General features: G+C 49.8%; 21 protein-coding genes. 11 read left to right on the top strand and 10 right to left on the bottom strand.

The window, feature by feature from the left end; translation table 11 throughout:
• Positions 1 to 71 precede the first annotated feature (71 nt).
• The gene (locus FJM67_RS17560; RefSeq protein WP_181161512.1) at positions 72 to 2306 is read left to right on the top strand and encodes a methyl-accepting chemotaxis protein; all 2235 of its coding nucleotides are present in this window, start codon (positions 72 to 74) and stop codon (positions 2304 to 2306) included.
• Here the strand turns inward: FJM67_RS17560 and FJM67_RS13510 are convergent.
• Together FJM67_RS13510 and FJM67_RS13505 are read right to left on the bottom strand one after the other, a co-directional pair.
• The gene (locus tag FJM67_RS13510; protein ID WP_140590236.1) at positions 2303 to 2575 is read right to left on the bottom strand and encodes a DUF1289 domain-containing protein; all 273 of its coding nucleotides are present in this window, start codon (positions 2573 to 2575) and stop codon (positions 2303 to 2305) included. The two genes, FJM67_RS17560 and FJM67_RS13510, sit on opposite strands and share 4 nt — an antisense overlap.
• A gap of 8 nt (positions 2576 to 2583) precedes the next feature.
• On the bottom strand, positions 2584 to 3195 hold the full coding sequence (locus tag FJM67_RS13505) for a COG3904 family protein (protein WP_140590233.1): 612 nt from the start codon (positions 3193 to 3195) through the stop codon (positions 2584 to 2586).
• 89 nt (positions 3196 to 3284) lie between these two features.
• On the opposite strand from FJM67_RS13505, the gene FJM67_RS13500 reads away from it, so the two are divergent.
• The 4 genes from FJM67_RS13500 (at position 3285) to FJM67_RS13485 (ending at position 8916) form a co-directional block, all read left to right on the top strand.
• Positions 3285 to 3560 (top strand): TIGR03643 family protein, encoded by a 276-nt coding sequence (locus FJM67_RS13500; protein ID WP_140590230.1) that lies wholly within the window; start codon positions 3285 to 3287, stop codon positions 3558 to 3560.
• Positions 3561 to 3725: 165 nt separating this feature from the next.
• Positions 3726 to 4820: an efflux RND transporter periplasmic adaptor subunit gene (locus FJM67_RS13495; RefSeq protein ID WP_140590228.1), complete on the top strand. Its 1095-nt coding sequence runs from the start codon at positions 3726 to 3728 to the stop codon at positions 4818 to 4820.
• Positions 4820 to 7894: an efflux RND transporter permease subunit gene (locus tag FJM67_RS13490; RefSeq protein ID WP_140590225.1), complete on the top strand. Its 3075-nt coding sequence runs from the start codon at positions 4820 to 4822 to the stop codon at positions 7892 to 7894. Before FJM67_RS13495 ends, FJM67_RS13490 begins: the two co-directional genes overlap by 1 nt.
• A gap of 47 nt (positions 7895 to 7941) precedes the next feature.
• Positions 7942 to 8916 carry a LysR family transcriptional regulator gene (locus tag FJM67_RS13485; RefSeq protein ID WP_140590223.1) on the top strand — a complete coding sequence of 325 codons (975 nt, stop codon included), beginning with the start codon at positions 7942 to 7944 and terminating at the stop codon, positions 8914 to 8916.
• A gap of 28 nt (positions 8917 to 8944) precedes the next feature.
• Here FJM67_RS13485 and FJM67_RS13480 read toward each other — a convergent pair whose 3' ends face one another.
• Positions 8945 to 9157: a DUF1653 domain-containing protein gene (locus tag FJM67_RS13480; protein ID WP_140590220.1), complete on the bottom strand. Its 213-nt coding sequence runs from the start codon at positions 9155 to 9157 to the stop codon at positions 8945 to 8947.
• Between the two features lie 145 nt (positions 9158 to 9302).
• On the opposite strand from FJM67_RS13480, the gene FJM67_RS13475 reads away from it, so the two are divergent.
• The 5 genes from FJM67_RS13475 (at position 9303) to FJM67_RS13455 (ending at position 14930) form a co-directional block, all read left to right on the top strand.
• Positions 9303 to 10316 (top strand): arginine N-succinyltransferase, encoded by a 1014-nt coding sequence (locus FJM67_RS13475; protein WP_140590218.1) that lies wholly within the window; start codon positions 9303 to 9305, stop codon positions 10314 to 10316.
• 15 nt (positions 10317 to 10331) lie between these two features.
• Positions 10332 to 11375, top strand: a complete 1044-nt coding sequence (astA, locus tag FJM67_RS13470) for an arginine N-succinyltransferase (protein WP_140590215.1) — start codon at positions 10332 to 10334, stop codon at positions 11373 to 11375.
• A 13-nt stretch (positions 11376 to 11388) separates the two neighbouring features.
• Positions 11389 to 12864: a succinylglutamate-semialdehyde dehydrogenase gene (astD, locus tag FJM67_RS13465; protein WP_140590212.1), complete on the top strand. Its 1476-nt coding sequence runs from the start codon at positions 11389 to 11391 to the stop codon at positions 12862 to 12864.
• A 31-nt stretch (positions 12865 to 12895) separates the two neighbouring features.
• Positions 12896 to 14242, top strand: a complete 1347-nt coding sequence (gene astB / locus FJM67_RS13460) for an N-succinylarginine dihydrolase (RefSeq protein WP_140590209.1) — start codon at positions 12896 to 12898, stop codon at positions 14240 to 14242.
• Positions 14243 to 14564: 322 nt separating this feature from the next.
• Positions 14565 to 14930, top strand: coding sequence for a helix-turn-helix domain-containing protein (locus FJM67_RS13455; protein WP_140590206.1), 366 nt, complete (start codon positions 14565 to 14567; stop codon positions 14928 to 14930).
• Between the two features lie 82 nt (positions 14931 to 15012).
• Here the strand turns inward: FJM67_RS13455 and FJM67_RS13450 are convergent, their stop codons facing one another.
• The 6 genes from FJM67_RS13450 to cbiB all read right to left on the bottom strand — a co-directional run bounded on the left by FJM67_RS13450 (position 15013) and on the right by cbiB (position 19102).
• Entirely contained in the window at positions 15013 to 15345 is a 333-nt protein-coding gene (locus FJM67_RS13450) for a DUF1904 family protein (RefSeq protein WP_140590202.1), read from the bottom strand.
• A gap of 21 nt (positions 15346 to 15366) precedes the next feature.
• Positions 15367 to 15768, bottom strand: a complete 402-nt coding sequence (locus FJM67_RS13445) for a DUF2914 domain-containing protein (protein ID WP_140590199.1) — start codon at positions 15766 to 15768, stop codon at positions 15367 to 15369.
• A gap of 195 nt (positions 15769 to 15963) precedes the next feature.
• Positions 15964 to 16461: a xanthine phosphoribosyltransferase gene (gene gpt / locus FJM67_RS13440; RefSeq protein WP_140590196.1), complete on the bottom strand. Its 498-nt coding sequence runs from the start codon at positions 16459 to 16461 to the stop codon at positions 15964 to 15966.
• 135 nt (positions 16462 to 16596) lie between these two features.
• Entirely contained in the window at positions 16597 to 17121 is a 525-nt protein-coding gene (gene cobU, locus FJM67_RS13435; protein WP_140590194.1) for a bifunctional adenosylcobinamide kinase/adenosylcobinamide-phosphate guanylyltransferase, read from the bottom strand.
• Entirely contained in the window at positions 17118 to 18194 is a 1077-nt protein-coding gene (locus tag FJM67_RS13430; protein ID WP_140590191.1) for an aminotransferase class I/II-fold pyridoxal phosphate-dependent enzyme, read from the bottom strand. Before FJM67_RS13430 ends, cobU begins: the two co-directional genes overlap by 4 nt.
• Entirely contained in the window at positions 18164 to 19102 is a 939-nt protein-coding gene (gene cbiB / locus FJM67_RS13425; RefSeq protein ID WP_140590188.1) for an adenosylcobinamide-phosphate synthase CbiB, read from the bottom strand. Before cbiB ends, FJM67_RS13430 begins: the two co-directional genes overlap by 31 nt.
• Before the next feature lie 90 nt (positions 19103 to 19192).
• Between cbiB and FJM67_RS13420 the strand changes: the two genes are divergently transcribed.
• Positions 19193 to 20671 (top strand): cobyric acid synthase, encoded by a 1479-nt coding sequence (locus FJM67_RS13420; protein ID WP_140590186.1) that lies wholly within the window; start codon positions 19193 to 19195, stop codon positions 20669 to 20671.
• Between the two features lie 56 nt (positions 20672 to 20727).
• Here the strand turns inward: FJM67_RS13420 and FJM67_RS13415 are convergent.
• The coding region (locus FJM67_RS13415; RefSeq protein ID WP_140590183.1) for an RNA-guided endonuclease InsQ/TnpB family protein at positions 20728 to 21508 on the bottom strand (781 nt) is incomplete at its 5' end.

The following is a 21508-nucleotide window of genomic DNA, read 5'->3' as shown; positions in this document are numbered from 1 at the left end:
GTTAGCGTTAGGATTCTGCTTATTTTTTCGACTCAGGGATGGTCAAGGACAACCTCGGTTAAGGAACCACTATGAAGTTTTCACACAAATTATTACTTAGCATGTTAATTGGTGCCATTCCGGTTTTGATTACCGTGGTGATGGCGATTCAGGTTGCTTCTAATTCCCTTAGGGAGCAATCCTTTAACCAATTAGAGTCGATCCGGGACAATAAACAGACCGCTATCGAAGACTACCTAGCAGGTCTTACCAACCAAGTCGAGCTCATGGCTGCGGAGCCTAGCTTACAACGGGCCTTAAGTAACTTCCGATATGCCTATGAGCAAGTGGCAGAAGGGGATTACGAGGTGGAATACACCCCAGCGGATCTGGCCAACAAACGTCAGCGCTTGGTGGACTACTATAATGCCGAGGTGAAACCCAACTTCAGTCAGCCGGAGCTATTTAAACCCGCTGCCATCATCGCGCAAATGAGCGATACAGCAGTCATTCTGCAAGAAGCCTATTTAATTGATAACGAAAACCCAATTGGCGAGAAACAAAATCTACTGGTCTCCAAACTTGGCTTTATGTACGACGATGTGCATAAAGAAGTACAACCCTATGTTGATGAGATCCAAGACCGCTACCACTTCTATGATGTGTTTCTGGTTAGTAGCACTGGTGATATGGTTTACAGCTACTACAAAGAAACCGACTACGCGACTTCTCTAACTAGCGGCCCATACGCCAATTCAGCAATTGGCAAAGCCTTCAAACAAGCATCAGAACTACAATCCGGTCAGTCCGTTTTTGTGGATTTTGAGCAATACCTGCCTTCCTATGCGGCACCGGCAGCCTTTATCGCCTCTCCGATGATGGATGAAAGCGGCTATTTACAAGGGGTTATGATCGCCCAAGTGCCTCTTGATAAGCTTAATGGCATTATGGGTAATCGCTCAGGCATGGGTGAGACTGGTGAAACCTACTTGGTTGGTCGCGATCTGTTGGCCCGTTCTGATGCGCGTCACAATGACAGTTTCCAAGTGGTGCCATCATTCCAACAAAACAATCAATTCGATGACGGTTTGCCATCGGTAGGCAAAGCCTTGCAAGGTGAGACCGGTATCATTGAAACCCGTAATTACAATGGCGACGATGTTCTGTCCGCTTACACCCCGCTTACCTACAAATCCCTAGATTGGATAATGTTGGCTGAGTTGAATGCCGATGAAGCCTTTGCCGCTGTGTATCAGCTATATTGGATAGCAGGCGTACTGATGATTATCACCCTAGTGGTACTCATTGTTATCGCTGTGGTGACCGTGCGCGCAGTGATTGTACCTCTTGGTGGAGAGCCAAAAGATCTGCTCGCCATTGTCCATGAGGTATCAAAAGGCAATCTCACCCATCAATTTACTGATCATGGTAAAGAGACCGGCATATACAAAGCTCTTGCCCAGATGGTGCATGATCTGCGCCATATGACCAAAGAGATTGGCGAGGCTTCCTCTACCCAAGCCCGCACTTCCGAAGAAGTGGCTACCGCATCCAGCCAAGCCAAGATCAATCTACTAGAGCAACATCGCCAGACCGATTCCGTCTCCTCTGCGATGACGCAAATGTCCTCTTCTGTTGGGGAAATTGCCGCCAATGCCAACCAAGCCGCCGATGCGGCTCAGCAAACTAAGTCTACCGTTTCCCAAAGTGCGGGAGATGTGAGTAAAGTCTCTACGGAACTGAAACAAGTTGCCGATGAACTGACTCGTGCAGGTCGCGAAGTGGATCAAGTACATGACCTTGCCGCATCCATTACAACGGTACTGGAAACCATTAAGGGCATCGCCGATCAGACTAACTTGCTAGCCTTGAACGCTGCTATCGAAGCGGCCCGTGCCGGGGAGCAAGGTCGGGGCTTTGCGGTGGTAGCGGATGAAGTTCGTCAGTTAGCGATGAACACGCAAAAAGAAACCGAGAATATTGATGATTTGATTCGCAATTTGCAATCTGGCTCGAAAACCGCCCAGCAAACGGTAAATCGCAGTATTGAACGGGCTAATACCCTAGTAAATAGCGCTGAGCACACCGTAGGTGACCTACAGCATGCGGTGGAATATGTGGAACAGGCCAGTGATATGGTGCTGCAGATCGCGACCGCGACTGAAGAGCAATCCAGTGTTTCTGGGGATATTAGCGACCGCTTGGCAACCTTGCGTCAAATGTCCGAAGAAAACGAATTGGCGTTGCAACAGATCGCCCTAGCAAGCGACAAACTAGCGGAACTATCCCAGCAACTGAATCAGACTACTCACAAGTTCAAGTACTAAGTGGCAGGGGGCTCGAAATCGAGCTCCACAATGCCATAAGGCAGTGTCTTGTCAGAATCCTGTTCAAGACGCTCTTGCCTAGCCTTCACCAAGCGCTGCCAACGGGCTTTGCATAACTGTAATACTTGGCGGCGCTGGGCTTCATCCATTTCATACCAATGAAAACGTTCTTCCCGACTACGCAAGCAGCCCTTGCAATAGCCTTTTTTACTGGTTTGGCAAATGCCACGACAGGGACTTTCAATGGCGAACAGTTCAATCTGCTCCATAGTCGATCCTAGCGAGGAGTAACTAATCGATATTCATAGATTTCCTCTGGAGAGAGGAAATATACCCGCTCTGGTGGTGCTGCTTCTAAGGTAAACCAGTAAAAACGCTCCGGCACACCCATGGCAAGATAGAAGTTTACGTAGGCGGCATGAACGGGATCCGCTAGGTTGACATCACTCCCCCACTCTTCCACCGAGCGCCAAGAATGCACCCCAACCCCAGCACCGGCACCGATAGTGCGCTTTTTACCACCGAGAAAGAGATCTACGCCACCTGACAATACATAACCCGTTTTGGCGATATGAGTATTTAGCCCCAAGCGTCGAATCAGCTGGGCGCTTGCCATGGTCGCATTTTGATCGACAGAACCGGGCACATCAACCAATACTAAGTCAGTCACGTTAGGGTGGTCAGCTATCATTGCCTTCAAGCGCCCCGGCAAATCCCTATCGAGTACCCCAGACAAATAAGCCACATCCTCTTCCACATAAATCTGTAACTCATCGTTGGGGAAACTGGTGGCAATCCCTGTACGCTCAGGTCCACTGGCGCAGCCACCAAGTAGTGTCAACCCGAGGGCGACTATCCCCGTTCGCAACCAAGTCATCGGTATTTCCATGAATACTGCCTTTTCACCAAAAAGTTCAATCCAGTCTGTGCCTTCAAGCGTAAACACAAAGTCATAAAATTACCATTACGGATATGTGTATGAATAATGAGGAAGTGCTAACGCCGGCGGATATCTCCCGTATCGTGGAAATGGCTTGGGAAGACCGCACGCCATTTGAGGCCATTGAACACCAATTTGGATTAACCGAAGCGCAAACCATCAAAGTCATGCAGCGTCATATGCAGCCCCGTAGTTTTCGCCTCTGGCGTGCTAGAGTGAATGGCCGCAAAACCAAACATCTCCAGCAGCGCTCAGAATCTGTGATACGAGGCTATTCACCAGGGCAATATAAACAGAGACACGGCCGCAAATAGATTTTATGGGAAAATTCACAATATAACTCATTTGAATGCTAAATTTGTGAAGCTATAAGCACAAGGAATATCTTGCATATCCACACTGTCGTTTATATCTTTCATCCCAAGATATAGAATTTGGTTATTTCCTATCTACCCATAATCAGATCGAGATAACCAACTATGAAGTTAAAGCATGCTTTGCTTATCAGCGCCATGGGCTTACTTACCTTAGCCGGCTGCCAACAGGATACCGCTGAGGTCAGCGAGCCCACTGTAAGTGATTTAGTTCGCCCCGTTAAGCTGTTCACCGTCGCCAACGAAGAGGCGCAAGCCCTGCGCCGTTTCCCGGCTGAAATTGAAGCCAGTGAAGAAGCCGATCTCGCATTTCGTGTAAGTGGCCAAGTCATTCGCTTGAATGTTAAAGATGGCCAGACCGTAAAAAAAGGCGAATTGCTGGCGGAGCTTGATCCCACTGATTTTGCCCTTCAAGTAGAGCTAAGCGAAGCAAACTACCGCTTAGCGAAATCGCAGTTTGATCGTATTCAAAAAATTCTTAGCCAAAACGCGGCGACTCAGGCGCAATTTGACGAAGCGAAAGCAGGCTTAGACCAAGCATCCAATGCCCTGCAAAATGCCCGCAACCAACTTGCTTACACCAAGTTATACGCCCCATACGATGGTGTCATTGCGACCGTCAACGTTGAGAATTTCCAATACATCGGCGCGGCTCAAGGCTTAATGCATATTCAGAATTTGGAAGATTTAGACGTAAGCTTTCAGATACCTGAGCGTTTGGTCGGCGGTATTCGTCAACTAACACAAGCCCAACAAGCCACTGTAGAAGTGGATGCGTTACCCGATTTCACCTTCTACGGTGTTTACAAAGAACACCAAACGACACCTGATGTTACCACCAAAGCCTACAATGCAACCCTATCTGTACGCCCTAAAGGGGATGCCTTGAAACAAGTGCTACCGGGCATGACAGCCACGGTTACCTTGGACATTAATCGTCTCAACGACCAGCAAGGTAAAATCCAAATCCCTATCGAAGCTGTGGTGGGTAAGCCAGGGGCAGCACAGCCGTCGGTTTGGGTATATGACCCAGCCACACAACAGGTTGCTCCGCGGGTGATTAAACTTGGAGACATGCAAAAAGACAGCATCATCGTGGTCGAAGGCCTACGTCCCGGCGACCAAATCGTCGCAGCCGGTGTACATAGCCTAACCGCAGATATGAAAGTGCGTCCATGGCAACGTGAGCGAGGCATCTGATGAATATCGCTGGATACTTTATTGAACGCAAAGTCACCAGCTGGTTGGTGACTGTATTATTGCTAGTCGGTGGTGCACTGTCTTTTATGGATTTAGGTCGCCTAGAAGACCCAGAATTTACCATTAAAGATGCACTAGTAATCACTTACTACCCTGGTGCATCCCCAGAACAGGTGGAAGAAGAAGTCACTTACCCGATTGAGGAAACCCTACAAAACCTGCCCTACTTGGACAAAATAAAGTCTACCTCCAAGGCGGGTTACTCCAAGGTACAACTGACTATTAAGGATACCTACCGGGCCGGTGAGCTGAAGCAAATCTGGGACGAGGTACGTAAAAACATTCGCGATATGAGCAGCCGCTTCCCGACTGGCGTGGCTACCCCGATTGTGGTGGATGACTTCGGTGATGTATACGGCGTTATGCTCGCCGTACACGGTGAAGGCTATCCTTACAAGGACTTAGCCACTTACGTTGATTATGTTAAGCGCGAACTGGTACTAGTCGATGGGGTCGCGAAAGTAGCCGTGGCTGCCGAGCAAAACGAGCAAATCACTATCGAGATTTCCCGTTCTAAGCTTGCCAATATGGGGGTTGCCCCAAGCCAACTGCAAACCCTCTTGTCCAATCAAAACACGGTCACCAATGCTGGCCGGGTACAGGTAGGTTCGGAATACATTCGTATTAGCTCCACTGGCGAGTTTCAGGATATTGCCGAATTAGAAAACCTGATCGTCGGTACGCCGGGGGATGGCAGTCTGATTCGCTTACGGGATGTGGCCACCATCAAACGGGAATACGTCGACCCACAAAGTCATTTGGTGAATTTCGATGGCAACAGCTCTTTGTTGCTGGGGATTTCCTTTAGCTCTGGTGTTAACGTAGTAGAAGTCGGTGAACGTATCGAGCAGCGCCTCAATGAATTGGCTTATCAACAGCCGGTTGGCATCAGCATGGATACGGTTTACTTCCAATCTAAAGAAGTGGATCGCTCAGTAACGGACTTCCTCACCAACTTAGCCGCTGCGGTAGGCATTGTTATCCTCGTTTTGTTGGTCTTTATGGGGGTGCGTTCAGGGATCTTGATTGGCTTGGTGTTGTTACTGACCATCCTTGGCACCTTTATTGTGATGGATTATTTCAATATCGACCTACAGCGGATTTCCTTGGGTGGCTTGATTATCGCCCTAGGGATGTTGGTGGATAACGCCATTGTGGTCACCGAAGGGATTCTTATCGGTTTACGCCGAGGACAAACCAAAATGCAGGCGGCATCAAGTGTCGTTGATCAAACCAAATGGCCCTTGCTAGGTGCAACTGTCATTGCAATCACCGCTTTTGCACCGATCGGTCTGTCACCAGACTCGGTAGGTGAGTTCGTTGGTTCTTTGTTCTATGTGTTGCTGATTTCCTTAATGCTCAGCTGGGTAACGGCGATTACCCTCACCCCATTCTTCTGTGATTTGTTCTTCAAAGAAGATCTGCTCGACCACCACGAAGAGGAAGGCGACCGGGACCCTTACCAAGGTTTCTTATTCACTGGCTATAAGTGGTTGCTGGATCGAGCCATGCATTATCGCAAATCTGCAGTAATCATCTTGGTTGCAGCGCTGCTGACTGCCGGTTGGTCATTCCAATTTGTGAAGCAAGCCTTCTTCCCACCATCCACGACGCCGATGTTCTATCTGGACATCAATATGCCAGAAGGGTCACATATTGATGCTACCTATGCCAAGGTGAAAGAGATCGAGCAAATGCTCGTAGGGGATGAGCGCATTGAGTTCATCACCAGCACTACGGGGCAAGGCACCTTGCGCTTTATGCTGACCTACTCTGCCGAACAAACTGACGCGGGCTACGCACAGTTTATCGTGCGGGCGAAATCCGCTGAGGTGATTCCCGCTTTGATGGAAGAAACCTACCAGAAGATGAAGGCTGGCTACCCAGATTTAGAATTTAAGCTACAGCGCTTGCAGTTAGGCCCCGCCACTGGCTCGAAAATCGAAGCCCGTATTAGCGGCCCTGATCCTGTTGTTCTACGTCAGGTAAGTGAGCAAATTCAAGGCATCTATCGTGCCGATGGTGGCCTTGAGAATATCAAAGATGACTGGCGCCAGCCGGTGAAAGTACTACGCCCTATCTTTGATGATGCCCAAGCCCGTCGCTTGGGGATCAGTAAAAAAGATCTGGATGATGTCTTACTGACCAACTTTACCGGTTCACAAATTGGCTTGTACCGTGAGGGTAGTGATTTAATTCCAATCGTGCAGACCGTGCCAGAAAATGAGCGAGTTTCCATTGAACAAATTCGCGATTTGCAGATCTACAGTGCGGCAACCGGCAATTATGTGTCTGTGGCAAACGTAGTCGATGGCTTTGAAACCGTATGGGAAGACCCGATTATCGAACGTCGTGACCGTAAACGGACCATTACGGTAAAAGCAGACCCCTTGGTGTTGGGTAATGAAACCGCCATGGCCGTGTTCAGCCGCATTCGTGCCGATGTGGAAGCCATCCCACTACCACCGGGCTACGCTTTAGAATGGGGTGGTGAGTACGAAAGCAGCACCGATGCGCAGGCGAATATTTTCACCTCGCTACCGATGGGCTACTTGTTTATGTTCATCATCACCATCTTGCTGTTTAACTCGATCCGCTTGCCGTTAGTGATCTGGTTATGTGTGCCGATGGCGCTGATTGGGGTGTCCTCGGGTCTGTTAATTATGGATTCGGCATTCAGCTTTATGGCCTTGCTAGGGTTCCTCAGTTTGTCGGGGATGATTGTGAAAAACGGTATCGTCTTGGCCGACCAAATCAATTATGAATTGGATCAAGGCACGGAAAAATACGAGGCCGTATTCCGCTCTGCAGTAAGTCGGGTACGCCCAGTGTGCATGGCCGCCATCACCACGATTTTGGGGATGATTCCGCTCTTGTACGACGCCTTCTTTGAAGGCATGGCGGTGGTGATCTCTTTCGGGTTAGGCTTTGCTACGTTGTTAACCTTGATTGCCGTTCCGGTGTTTTATGCGATGTTCTATAAGATTCCCTATCGCAAACACCATGACTTTTAGTAATCCAATAGATGCCGCTACCGTTTAGGTAGCGGTTGAGGTATTTCATGAAAATCGATGACTTGTTGAAACTGGATATTAAGCTGCTGGTGGCCTTTGCGGTCATTTTCCAAGAGGAAAGTGTCTCTCGCGCTGCGGAACGGCTGAATATCACCCAACCGGCATTGAGTAAGAGCTTACAGCGGCTGAGGGAAACATTTGGTGACCCCTTATTCACTCGACAAGCCTATGGTTTAAGTCCGACTTTCCGCGCGAATGAGCTATTTAAACAAGTTCAGCCCGTGTTAGAGTCCATGTCTGAGCTGTTAAAACCCATACACCTCGACTTGGCAACCCTAGATCGTCAGTTTCGCCTAAAAGTAGACGAAAACCTAATCAGCGCATTCATTGACCCAGTGCTCTGCCATGTGTTTAGTGAGGCTCCCAAGGTACGTTTGTCTTTTACCTCCTGGAGTGACGAAGGGGTAACGGATATTTATGAGCATAAAGCCGATCTGGGGATTCTAGTGACCCATAGCTTGCCGAATAACTTACGCAGTGTTGAGGTGGGCAAAATGGATGGCTGCGTGGTGCTAAGTGATCAGCATCCGCTCTATCACCAGGAAAGTGTTACTCTTGATGAATTAATTGCCCATCGGACAGTATCTTGCAACCTACGTGACCACAGCACCACGTCGGCGGTGATCACGGTGCAAAAGCTCCGTCAGCAGGGCTTTTGTATTGAGCCCGATTTGGAAACCGACAGCCTAGTTGTGGCGAAAACGGCGGTTAACCGGGGTATGGCACTGGTTACCAGCCTAGCCATGGGACAATTATTCAAAGATGTGGCAAGCAAAAATATTGGTTTAAATCCTATCCGTATTCTCCCCTTGCCCAAAGAAGTGACCGATGTAGATCCATTTGGCGGGCGTTTCCCGATTCAATTGGTCTGGCCCGAACGTTCCGACAAAGACCCAGCCCATCGCTGGCTGCGGGGACGCATTTTAGACATTATGCGGGCATCCCCCTGGATTCATCCCTAGACCTGATAAGCTATACCAGAGCAGTCCCTTAACGAGCTGCTCTGATCCATTCAAAACGGGGAATGGTCTCGCCATTAATCTCCACCAGTTCCTTGAACATGGTTTTCGGTCTCACCCACCAACCAAACTCTCCATATAGGGCTTGATACAGCACCAGTATTTCTTCCGTTTCACTATGGGTGACTTCTCGTTCAACCCAATATTCCGCCCCTTTGTAGTGACGATAGACCCCTGACTTCATTGCCTGTTCTCCCATTATTTTTAGAATTCGACCTATTTTGTCCCCATAGGGGAACCATTGGTCGCTTTTACGAAATTAGCCAACTACTGCCCTGTGGCGGCTTGGGTAATAATACAAGAAAAGCCTCACCAAAGGAGTCATGCCCATGTATTTGGTTCGCCCAGCTGAATTTGCTGATCTGCCAGATTTAGAGCGATTAGCTCAACAAGCAGGGATTGGTATCACCAACTTTCCCGCCAACCGGGATCGGCTCAATGACAAAATTGCCGCGAGTCAGCGTGCCTTGCATACGGATGTGGTGCAACCCGGTGGGGAGTCTTATCTATTTGTATTAGTGGATACTTCCAACCAGCGGGTAGTCGGAGCCTGTGGCATAGATTCCATGGTCGGCGTGGACACCCCCTTTTACAGCTACCGCATCGATGATGTAGTGCATGCCTCCCCTCAATTGCAAATCCATAATCGTATTCCAGCCCTATTTCTGTGCCATGATTACAGCGGTATGAGTCGTCTAATCTCTTTGGTGGTGGAAAAAGCCCATCAGAATCCAGTCGCCATGTCGTTACTGTCACGGGCGCGCCTCTTATTTATTGCCCGTCACCCAGACCGCTTTACCCAAAAGCTGTTTGTGGAACTACGGGGAGAAAGCGACCGCCACGGCTATTCACCATTTTGGGATGCCCTCGGTAAGCACTTTTTCTCTATGGATTTCAAAAAGGCAGACTACCTATCTGGCGTGAGCAATAAGCATTTTATTGCCGAACTGATGCCCCGCTACCCCATCTACGTACCGACACTGCCTCAAGAGGCCCAAGACGTCATTGGTGTGGTACATGAAGATTCCGAAAATACCGCCGACATTCTGCTTGCCGAAGGCTTTGAGTTTAGAGGCTACGTGGACATTTTCGATGCTGGTCCGACCGTGGAGGCAAGGGTAAGAGACTTACGCACGATTACCGAGCAACGCAGCGGTAAAGCATTAATTCATCCCGATACTCAGAGTGAGGCACTACACTTAATTGCAGCAGGGCATTTGGAGGACTTCCGCGTCACCGCTGCTCCAGCTGAACCCCAAGTGGCCGGCCTAGCCATTGATCATAGTACCCAAGAGCGGCTGCACGTTAAATCCGGCAGCCGCATCCAGTGGGTAGCACTTTAACAGAGGAACCCCGTTATGATGGTGATACGACCTATTACCCAAAATGACTTGGCAGCACTATACCGCCTAGCCGCCAAAACCGGCGTTGGCTTTACGTCCCTGGTTGCCGATGAGCCTATTCTGCAACGTAAGATTGAAGCAGCCGTTCGCTCCTTTTCTCTAGAAGAGTTAAATCAACCGGGAGAAGAAAGCTACCTGTTCGTGTTGGAAGATACCGAAGCTGATAACATCGTCGGCGTATGTGGCTTACTAGCGACGGTGGGCTACGATGAGCCTTTTTACAGCTATCACTTGGGGATGGTGACACACTCCTCACGGGAGCTTGGCGTACACAACGTTCACCCAACTCTGACCCTCAATAACGACTACACCGGCTGCAGTGAAGTCTGCACCCTATTTCTTGAAGAAGACTACCGCCACTCTCGGAACGGTCAGTTATTGTCAAAGTCCCGTTTTTTGTTTTTAGCCCAATTTCCAGAGCGTTTTACCGAAAAAATCTTTGCGGAAATGCGTGGTGTCAGTGATGAAAATGGTGTGTCTCCTCTTTGGGAGAGCTTAGGACGCCACTTTTTCTCCATCGACTTTAGCCGTGCTGATGAGCTGACCTCCCTCGGTAGTAAGCAGTTTATCGCCGAGCTGATGCCCCACAATCCGGTGTATGTGAATCTTCTGCCACCTGAAGCGCGGGAAGTGATCGGCAAAGTACACAAAAGCACCGAACCTGCGCGCCGTTTGCTGGAACAAGAAGGCTTCCGCTTCGCGGACTATGTGGACATTTTTGATGGTGGCCCAACTCTGGAAGTCTTTGTGCAAGACATCCGTGCCGTGCGCGAAAGCCGCTTGGCACTAGCTACCGTCGGACAACCTAAAGCCACAGACTCTGGTACAACCTATTTGGTTGCCAATTCTAAAGTGCAGGATTTCCGCTGCATCATGATTCAGCGTAGCACGCCACCGGGTAGTAGCTTAGTGCTCAGTGACGAAGAAGCCAAAGCCTTGAATATCCAAAATCGCGAGCCAGTTCGTATCGTCGAATTGTCCCCTTATTCCAATCGCTAACACAGGAGTCTTTATGCAACAGCAGCTATTTATCAACGGCACATGGGTTGCGGGCCAAGGCCCTGAGTTCAAATCCATTGACCCAGCTGACGGCACCTGTGTCTGGCAAGGCCGCAGCGCCAGCGCCGAGCAAGTGAACCATGCTGTCGCCAGCGCCCGTGGAGCTTTTTTTGACTGGGCCAATCGCCCACGGCAAGAACGGATCGACATTATTGACCGGTTTGCTGAATTAGTAAAAAGCCACACCGAACAACTCGCCCTAATCATCAGCCAGGAAACGGGTAAACCCTTGTGGGAAACCCGTACCGAAGTGGCAGCCATGGTAGGTAAAGTGGGCATCTCGAAACAGGCTTACGACGAACGCACCGGGGAAAAATCCACGGATATGCCGGGCAACGCCAAAGCCCGCTTGCGCCACCGCCCCCATGGTGTGGTGGCGGTGTTTGGCCCCTACAACTTCCCAGGGCATTTACCTAATGGACATATCGTACCGGCGCTGATTGCGGGTAATACGGTGGTGTTTAAGCCCAGTGAACTGGCTCCAGCAACATCGGATTTGGTTATGCAGTTATGGCAACAAGCCGGACTGCCAGCGGGCGTTGTCAACTTGGTACAAGGGGAACGAGAGACTGGCATTGCTTTGGCAAACCACGCCGATATTGACGGCCTATTCTTTACCGGTAGCCCACAGGTCGGTCAACTGCTGCACAAACAATTCGCCGGACATCCGGGTAAAATTCTCGCCCTAGAAATGGGGGGGAACAACCCGCTGATCGTGTCCGAGCAAACTGCAGACCTAAAAGCAGCGGTACATGAAATTATCCAGTCTGCGTTTCTTTCTGCCGGACAACGTTGTACCTGCGCGCGCCGTTTATTAGTACCACAAGGTCGCCATGGGGATGCTTTGATCGATCTATTGGTGAGCACCGTCGCAAATTTGGTGGTGGATCGCTTCGACGCCGAGCCTGCACCATTTATGGGCCCAGTGGTGTCCACCCAAGCGGCCGATGGTTTGCAACAAGCCTTTAATCACTTAGTAGAATTAGGCGCTAACGTCCTTGTACCAATGCAACGGGGTGCAGCCCACACGGGCTTTGTTACCCCTGGGATCGTAGATGCAACCGAGATCCAGTATGCCTTACCAGATAAGGAATACTTTGGCCCGTTACTCACGGTCATTCGCTATGAGGATTTCGATGAAGCCATTCGTATAGCCAACAATACGGAATTTGGCCTATCGGCAGGCTTACTCAGTGATGATGCCGCAGAATACGACTACTTTTTAGCCAGAGCCCGTGCCGGCATCATCAACTGGAACCGTCAGACTACCGGCGCCTCCAGCGCCCTACCATTCGGCGGTCCGGGAGCAAGTGGTAACCATCGTCCAAGCGCTTATTACGCGGCGGATTATTGTGCCTATCCGGTCGCCAGTATCGAAGTGGATACGTTAACTTTACCGGAAACCCTACCCCATGGTTTTAGGTTCTGATCGGGGCCAATTAATAGAAGAGGTAACGAATATGACCCAAGCAATTGAAGCGAATTTCGACGGATTAGTCGGCCCCACTCACAATTACAGCGGCCTTTCCTTTGGTAATGTGGCCTCGCTAAACAATGTGGCCCGTCCCTCGAATCCTAAAGCAGCGGCCAAACAAGGTCTGACCAAAATGAAAGCGCTGGCAGATATGGGTTTAGTGCAAGGGGTGTTACCTCCCCATGAACGCCCCCATATCCCCACGTTGAGATCCCTTGGCTTTCTGGGTAGTGATGCGCAAATTCTTGCCGACGCAGCCAAACAAGCACCTAAATTGTTGGCAGCAGTCAGCTCTGCTTCCTGTATGTGGACCGCTAACGCTGCCACGGTTTCCCCTAGCGGGGATACAAAAGATGGTCGTGTGCATTTCACGCCGGCCAACTTAGTGAATAAATTTCACCGCTCCATTGAGCACACCACCACCAGCGCGATTCTCAAGGCGACATTTAACGACAGCAAGCATTTTGCCCATCATCCAGCCTTACCCAGTGTCGATCACTTTGGTGATGAAGGGGCTGCCAACCATACTCGCTTCTGTCGGGATTATGGGGAGCAAGGCATAGAGTTCTTTGTCTATGGTACGTCGGCATTTAACGCTGCCGCACCAAGGCCACAAAAGTTCCCTGCACGTCATACCCTAGAAGCCTCACAAGCCGTGGCACGAAACCATGGCTTAAACCCTGACAAAGTGGTGTATGCCCAGCAAAATCCAGATGCTATCGACGCTGGCGTGTTTCACAACGATGTGATCGCGGTGGGCAACGGCAATGTGCATTTCTATCATCAGGATGCATTCCTCGATACCTTAAGAATGCGGGAGGATTTGCTGCGTGCTTGGGGGGAGCAAGATAAGCCCTTTTACCTAGTAGAAGTTCCGCGGGATGCAGTAGCCATTTCCGACTGTGTGCAGTCCTATCTATTCAACAGCCAATTGGTGCAGCGTGCGGATGGCAACATGACGTTAGTCGTGCCTGCGGAAGTTAAGGAAAATTCCAATGTTTGGAACTACCTCAGTCACTTACTACAAGGTGATACGCCGATCAAAGATGTGAAAGTGTTTGATTTGAAACAGAGCATGAGCAACGGCGGCGGCCCAGCGTGCCTGCGCTTACGGGTCGCGTTGACCCAAGAGGAATTAGCCGCGGTGAACCCTAGCTCACTCATGAGCGACACTCTATTCAAAACCTTGAACCAATGGGTCGACAAGCATTACCGGGATGAACTGCACGAGGCCGACCTTGCCGACCCTCAGCTATTGATGGAAAGCCGCCGCGCCTTGGATGAACTCACTCAAATACTGCAACTGGGTAGTATCTACGACTTCCAGAAGTAGACTGAGAGCAAAATAAAGTCAGCGCTCAGATGGTTTTAGACAGCTAATCAAGCCCCCGCCGCATGGCGGGGCCTCATTATCAAACTCTCTATTTTTGCCCCAAAATAAGACAAACATTTCTCTCTGCCCTATCCGCACAATTGAAAAATCGGAGTGCTTCTCCTAACATAAAGATAACTTTGAGTTATTTTTAATTTTTCTTAAATATTAACTATGGGTTATTATTGATGATATGTTCACTGTTTTTATACAGCAAACAAGCGTTAAAAATGTTACGGAAGATGCCAACGCCAATCGCCAAACAAATTCGGGATAAAGTGATATGCAGGTGTTAGAAAAAGATGGGCGTCCCGCATTCGTGGTGCTACCAATCGAAGAGTGGTATGCGTTGGAGGCCCGCCTAGAAGCCCTAGAAGATATCAAAGAGGCTACTGCCATCCGTCAGGCCATCGACAGCGGCCAAGAAGAATCTGTTCCCGCGGAGTTGGTTGACCGTCTATTAGATGGTGAATCACCGATAAAAGTCTGGCGGGAATATCGAGGTTTGAGCCAAGCTACGCTAGCCAAACATTCAGGCGTATCATCAGCGTATATTTCGCAGATTGAAGCAGGTAAAAAGTCTGGGGCAGTGGATACCCTGAAGAGAATCGCGGAAGCATTAAATGTTGATTTGGATGATTTGATCTGACGCACACCAGCTAGTTGAGACTTATCAATCAACTTAACCAGTCCCTGGGACTGGTTTTATTTTATAACGCTGTCAGTAGTGCTCAAAAGTGCTGTTTGTTCTCGAAGTAGTCAGCACCTTTCAAATCATGGAATAGCACCGTGACATCCAAACCGGGCTCCACCTGAGGGCGGATTAGGTCGTCAATAATCGTGGCGACTTTGGCTTTTACTTCGGCACCGCGATCAAACCACAGAATCTCAAAGAAAGGATAAGCAGGAGCAGCACCACCCACCGCGAAATAAGTGACTGGCGTGTATTCAAGGGTAAACTCATTGGCGGGGGTATTCATCGCCACCGCTAACTGCTCGATCAATAGATCGGATACTAACTCTAACTCTTCTAGCGCCAAACCTCGGGCACGAATATGGGGCATAACGACTACCTTCTAAAGCGGTTACTCATCAACGTAATCAAACGAATAGGTTTCAATGATATCACCGTCTTGAACAACTTCCACCGCCCAATGACCGTCAAAACCTGGCATCAAGCGCTTGGATGACCAGACCCGCCAGCGGTTACCACCGATATCAAACGGAATTTCTGCTTGCACGTCCCCGTCCAACAACCAGCGATGTACCACCTGTGTTCCTTGCATTTCTCGCAGGTCAGAGAAGAAATAAACCCGCTGAATTTCACCGTATTCCACCTTGATGGTACTACCAATATCGTCAATCGGCTCCCGATCGACCACATCAGAGGAGAATTGTGCCCGAGCCACAAAGCCTTGCGCCCAAGCAAAAGCGGGCAACAGAACCAAGCAGCCAAGCAAAACTGCGCGTGCGAACGAGTGCTTCATAACGTATCCTTATAGCAAACTGTGTATGAGCTATGATTTGAACAAAAGCCCCAACAATATGAGGCTTTCCATACCATAAACCTAGACCATAACTATGCAAATGAAGTGACAATATTTGTATCTGTTTGCAACTATTGCCACGTTAGATCAGTTTAGCCAATCAGAAGCGAACCGTACAAAGCATTTTGCAAAGGTTTAAGACTTTTGTCTGTCTGCCAGCGGCGTGGAGAAGGTGTATTCCATATCCCAAGGGAAACGAATCCAGGTATCTTGACTCACTTCCGTAATAAATGTGTCTACCAAAGGCTTACCGGCAGGCTTGGCATAAATGGTGGCGAAATGGGCTTTCGGCAACAAGGCACGGATAGCCTTGGCGGTCTTGCCCGTATCAACCAGATCATCGATCAAAATGAAGCCTTCTCCATCCCCTTCTACTCCTTTAAGAATACGCAGGTCTCCCTGTACGTTGGCAGTAGCATCACCATTACCGGATTCGTAGCTCACCACGCAGATGGTATCAATCAGGCGAATATCCATTTCACGACACAAGATCGCGGCAGGCACCAAACCGCCTCGGGTGATGGCGATAATGCCTTTCCAAGGGCCCTGCTCCAGCAAGCGCCAAGCTAACGCACGAGTATTGCGGTGTAACTCTTCCCAACTAACGGGAAAATCCTTGGAATATGGGGTCATGGCGTCACTCCTCCACGAAATACGACCTAAACGAAACAATGATTTAGCAAGCTGCAATCAGCTAAGGTATTAATTTAAAGGCGCGAATTTTAGACCAATTGGTTAGGATTTACATCAGTGTAAATCAAGCAATGATCATTTAGTACTTTTTAACGTCAACGGCAACCCCGCCGCAACGAAGGTAACCTGTTCCACTTGCTGCCCCAGGGTTTGATTCAACACCCCAATACGGTCGGCGAATTTTCTCCCCAAGGCATTATCTGGCATAACACCCAACCCAACTTCCGCGCTGACCATGACGATGGGCGCGGGGTAAGTCGCCAGCGCTGCGAGAAAAGCCTGATACTCCTGCTCTAGCAGGGCTTCTTCCTCAGCGCAGAGAAGATTGGTCATCCATAAAGATAAGCATTCCAAGATAACCGCAGGCGGGTTGGCTCTGGTTGCCAACGCGTCTAGGGTGCCACCTAGGGCCACCGGTTCTTCAATCAATTCCCAAGTGGCTGGGCGCCGAGCTTGGTGCACTGCCACTCTTGCTTGCATCCCCTCGTCCCACACCATATTGGTGGCAATGTAGACGATGTCACGGTCTTGTTGGCAAATCCATTGTTCCGCGAAAACGCTCTTGCCGCTTTTCACACCGCCCAGTACTAAGTGCTTCATGCCAACTCCTTGCCGTAGCGCCCAGAAATCAGAGAGGTTAAGCGGCTATTTAACGTTTCTAATTCACTAAATGTAGGCATGGCTACCCGAATCCAGCCTTCTCCCAAGCGAGTGTGCACTTTTACTTGGTGCAGAGACTGAAACACTTGTTCAGCTTGCAGCGCATCGTCCAAAAACCAAGTACAAAAAAAGGGTGTCAGTTGGTATTCCACCGAATCAAACACACTACAAAACTTGGGGATTACCCGCTCTTTGAAAGCTAACATTTGCTCCACAAGTCGCTCCCGCGTGGTTTGTTGCCATTCTCTATCTAAGAGCGCACCACTCACCCGAGCCACCGAGATGCTGGCAATCGGCCAAGGTCCCATTTGGGATTGTAAAAATGCCCGTTGCTTCGGCAAGCCGAATAAGAAACCAACGCGGAACCCTTCAAGACCATAGAACTTACCCACCGAGCGCAATACGGCAAGATTATCAGGCAAAGTGGCAAAGTGATCTTTGTTAAGCAGGCTCTGTTCTGGAGTGACATCGATAAAGGCTTCGTCCCATACCAACAAGCGATCGGGATGGGCTGTCAGACACTCCATCAGTTCTTGTTGTAGAGCAAAAGAAACAACGTCACCCGTTGGGTTGTTGGGGTGTATCACCACGGCTACCTGCCAGTCTTGATCCAATAGTTCAGCCACATTTTCATAGGTGCGAATGGTAAAACCCCACTTGTCCCAAGCAAAGCCATGCTCTCGGTAGCCGATTGCCGGGATCATCACCACCCCCAGACCGTACTGCACCCGCCATAAAGGTGGCAATGCCTCGATCAATTGCTGGGTACCGGCACCAATTACGGCTGGCTCAGCACCATAATAAGCCGTGGCTGCGAGTTTCAGCGGCGTCAAATCTGGCAAGCCACTCCAAGGTTCGATGAAGGACGCCGGCGGGCACCAAGGCACCCGATTGCAGGCTGATGACAAATCTAGCCACTGTGCTTTATCTCCACCCTTGTGTCGCAACAGACTGCCTAGGTCACCACCATGAGGTAGCGGGGTTAAATGAAAACGAAGATTACCGCTAGCCATAGCCAGACTCCTTTATCCACCAGTTGTATTGCGCGTGTTAAATCCGCAGCTTGGGGTCGTTGCCCCTCCCCTAATACCGGACGCTGCTGCACTTGGCCGAAATAGGTGGCAGCCCCGCCTAACTGAATACCTAACGCTCCAGCACCAGCAGCCATAACAGGCCCCGCATTCGGGCTTTTCCAACCTTTTCCTTGGGTGTTCGCGCAGCGCAGTGCAGCTTCCCGATTCCCCAATACCCCATAGGTCCAGACAACCAGACGGGCCGGAAGCCAATTCAATACATCATCAAAGCGCGCCGAGAACCACCCAAAATGTAGCAACTCTTCCGTTTTATAACCCCACATGGCATCTAGGGTATTGGCGAGGCGATATAGTAAAGCACCGAAGGGACCCAACAGCACAAACCAGAAAATAGGGGCGAAGATCGCATCACTACCATTTTCTAACACCGACTCAATCCCTGCTTTGGCAATTTCTTCTTCATTGAGTGATTGGGTATCCCGACTGACAATACGCCCAACTGCTGTGCGACTTTCTTCTAACCAACCGTGGGATAAGGGATCGCTGATATCTCGGGTATGCTCCCGCAGACTTTGCCAGCCAATGGCAAAATAAAGCACCACCACAGACAATAGGAACTCCAATAGTGGCGGCAACAACCAAAGCAATAACATCAAAATAACGAGCCAAGGCAAGACGCTGGCGCACCAAGCTTGAATCCCCTGGCGACGTTGTTGCTGTGAATCATGGGTGACTTTGGCCTGAACTGTATCACGACATAGGCGGGCCCAATTGCCAAACCAAATAAGTGGGTGCCAACCTTTTGGCTCCCCAAGTAAGCGATCCAGCATAAGCGCAAAAAATACCGCCCATGCGGTGCTAGATATGTAGTTAATTAGAAAATCCATCAAGTTGACCTACAAAACCTTCATGGGGTAGCCGAGAAAAATAGGGTAGAATTTTAGCACTCTTTCGATGTAGTGAAGTGAATTTCCCGCATGTCATTCTTCAGTATCATGGTGCAAGGCACCACCTCAGATGCCGGCAAAAGCACCTTGGTTACCGGTCTATGTCGCCTGCTTAAACAACAGGGTTTTAACATCGCCCCTTTTAAACCGCAAAACATGGCATTGAATAGCGCGGTGACAGCGGATGGTAAAGAAATTGGTCGCGCTCAGGCAGTGCAAGCTTACGCAGCGGGACTTGAGCCCCATGTGGATATGAACCCAATTTTGCTCAAACCCAATACAGATATTGGGGCGCAAGTGATTATTCATGGGCAAGCCATCGGCAATATGAATGCAGTGAGCTATCACGAGTACAAAACCGTCGCCAAACAAGCTGCGCTGGATTCATTTTATCGACTGCAACAACAATATGATGTGGTTGTCACGGAAGGTGCCGGTAGCCCAGCGGAAATCAATTTGCGGGATCGAGATATCGCCAATATGGGCTTTGCCGAGGCGGTAGACTGCCCGGTGATCATCATCGCGGACATTGATAAGGGGGGCGTCTTCGCTCATTTGGTGGGCACCCTAGCGTTATTGTCACCCAGTGAACAAAAGCGCGTTGTCGGCTTTGTTATCAATCGCTTTCGTGGCGATATTAGCCTACTACAATCAGGTCTTGATTGGTTGGAGGAGCGAACAGGTAAGCCTGTCCTCGGTGTGCTGCCTTATCTGATGGATTTCCATTTAGAGGCGGAAGACGCGGTCGCCAACACCGTAACCAAAGACCAGCAGCAAACCAAACTCAATGTCGTCATCCCGATCTTGCCCCGCACCAGCAACCATACGGACTGGGATGCCTTGCGCCTACATCCAAACGTCAACGTCACCCTAGTCCGCGCCGGTGATGCGATCCCTCCTGCCGATTTGGTCATTCTACCGGGTAGTAAAAGCGTGCAAGCGGATTTGGCTTTTTTACGTGACTATGGCTGGCAGGACTACCTAGATCGTCACTTACGCTATGGCGGAAAATTATTGGGGATCTGCGGCGGTTACCAAATGCTGGGGGAAAGCCTCCACGATCCAGATGGTTTGGAAAATGAGCAACCCTCTTCCATGGCGGGATTCAGTTACCTACCGATCAGCACCACTTTAGCCAAGGAAAAACAACTGAAACTGCGTCAGGGGGTATTACCAACGTTAGGCAATGCACCAGTAAAAGGTTATGAAATCCACGCCGGCGTTACCACGCATCACGCACCTTTGAACGCTTTCGCCCGGTTGGAAAATGGCACACCGGATGGTGCCATCAGCCCAGATGGACAAGTCATTGGCACCTACCTGCACGGCTTACTGGATGATGCCGATACATTAGCTGCACTTTTAACTTGGGCTGGGGCGAAGGACTTTACCCCATTTGACTATGAAGCCCTGCGGGAACGGGAAGTGGCACGCTTGGCACAAAGCTGCGCTGAGCATCTGGATATGGAGAAACTGCTCACCCTGTGCCGGGAGTTTTATCAGAAATAGCGGAAGCGGTTGCGTAAATTGACAACTCTCGCGCAGCAAGCTGCGGAGATTCTTGATTAAGCCACATGAGGCAGCTCAGACGACATATTACTGTCTGCACTCAAGAGTGCCTGAGCCGCTTCGAGGGTAGTATCAAGCAACTTGCCCGTTGTCAGCGGGACTACGCAGTTCAACCTTGCGACAGGTGTTTTTATAGGCCTGCGATACTTTGCCATAGCTGGCGGAAGTTGGTAGCTTGGAACGATTAAGCCGTTCTCGCTTTTATTTAAAATGTTAGCTGCGCCAACAAGATCCCGTATCCCAATAAAGTCGCATTCTGGATTCTTACATTGGTAGATACGCCCCGAAGGTTTGTGCCGATGGCCGCATTTCGGGCAGGTTTGGGAGGTGTATTGCTCTGATTCTTTTTCTAGCTTAATACCGCGCTGTTTCCCTTTGTATTTCACATATTCAAGCAACTGCCCTAAAGGATTATTGCTGTTCATTTGGTTGCTTCGACTGGAGCCTTTTCTTCGCTTACGAGCGTTCTTACTCATATTGATGCAATCGCCCACCACCAGCATTCCTGCACCCTGAGCAACGCAGAAGTCCACCATTTGCTTAGAGGCATGATGCAGCAAGTTACGAATTTGGTGGTCATTGCGGGTAAGCATCTTGGCTTTAGAGACACGCAGCTTACGTGCTTTACGGGAGCCTTTCTTGAGCCTGCTTTGCAGTCTCGAAAACTCTGCTAGCTTACGATTACGATACTGGATAAGCGAGCGAAGCCCGCGCCCCACGATCACTTCAGCCTCATTTCCATCCGTCATGGCCGCTAAATGAATTACCCCAAGATCG

Source organism: Maribrevibacterium harenarium (assembly GCF_006385675.1).
Lineage (GTDB): Bacteria > Pseudomonadota > Gammaproteobacteria > Pseudomonadales > Marinomonadaceae > Marinomonas > Marinomonas harenarium.
The sequence above is the reverse complement of the archived record's forward strand: the minus strand, read 5'-3'. Positions and strand labels throughout refer to the sequence as shown.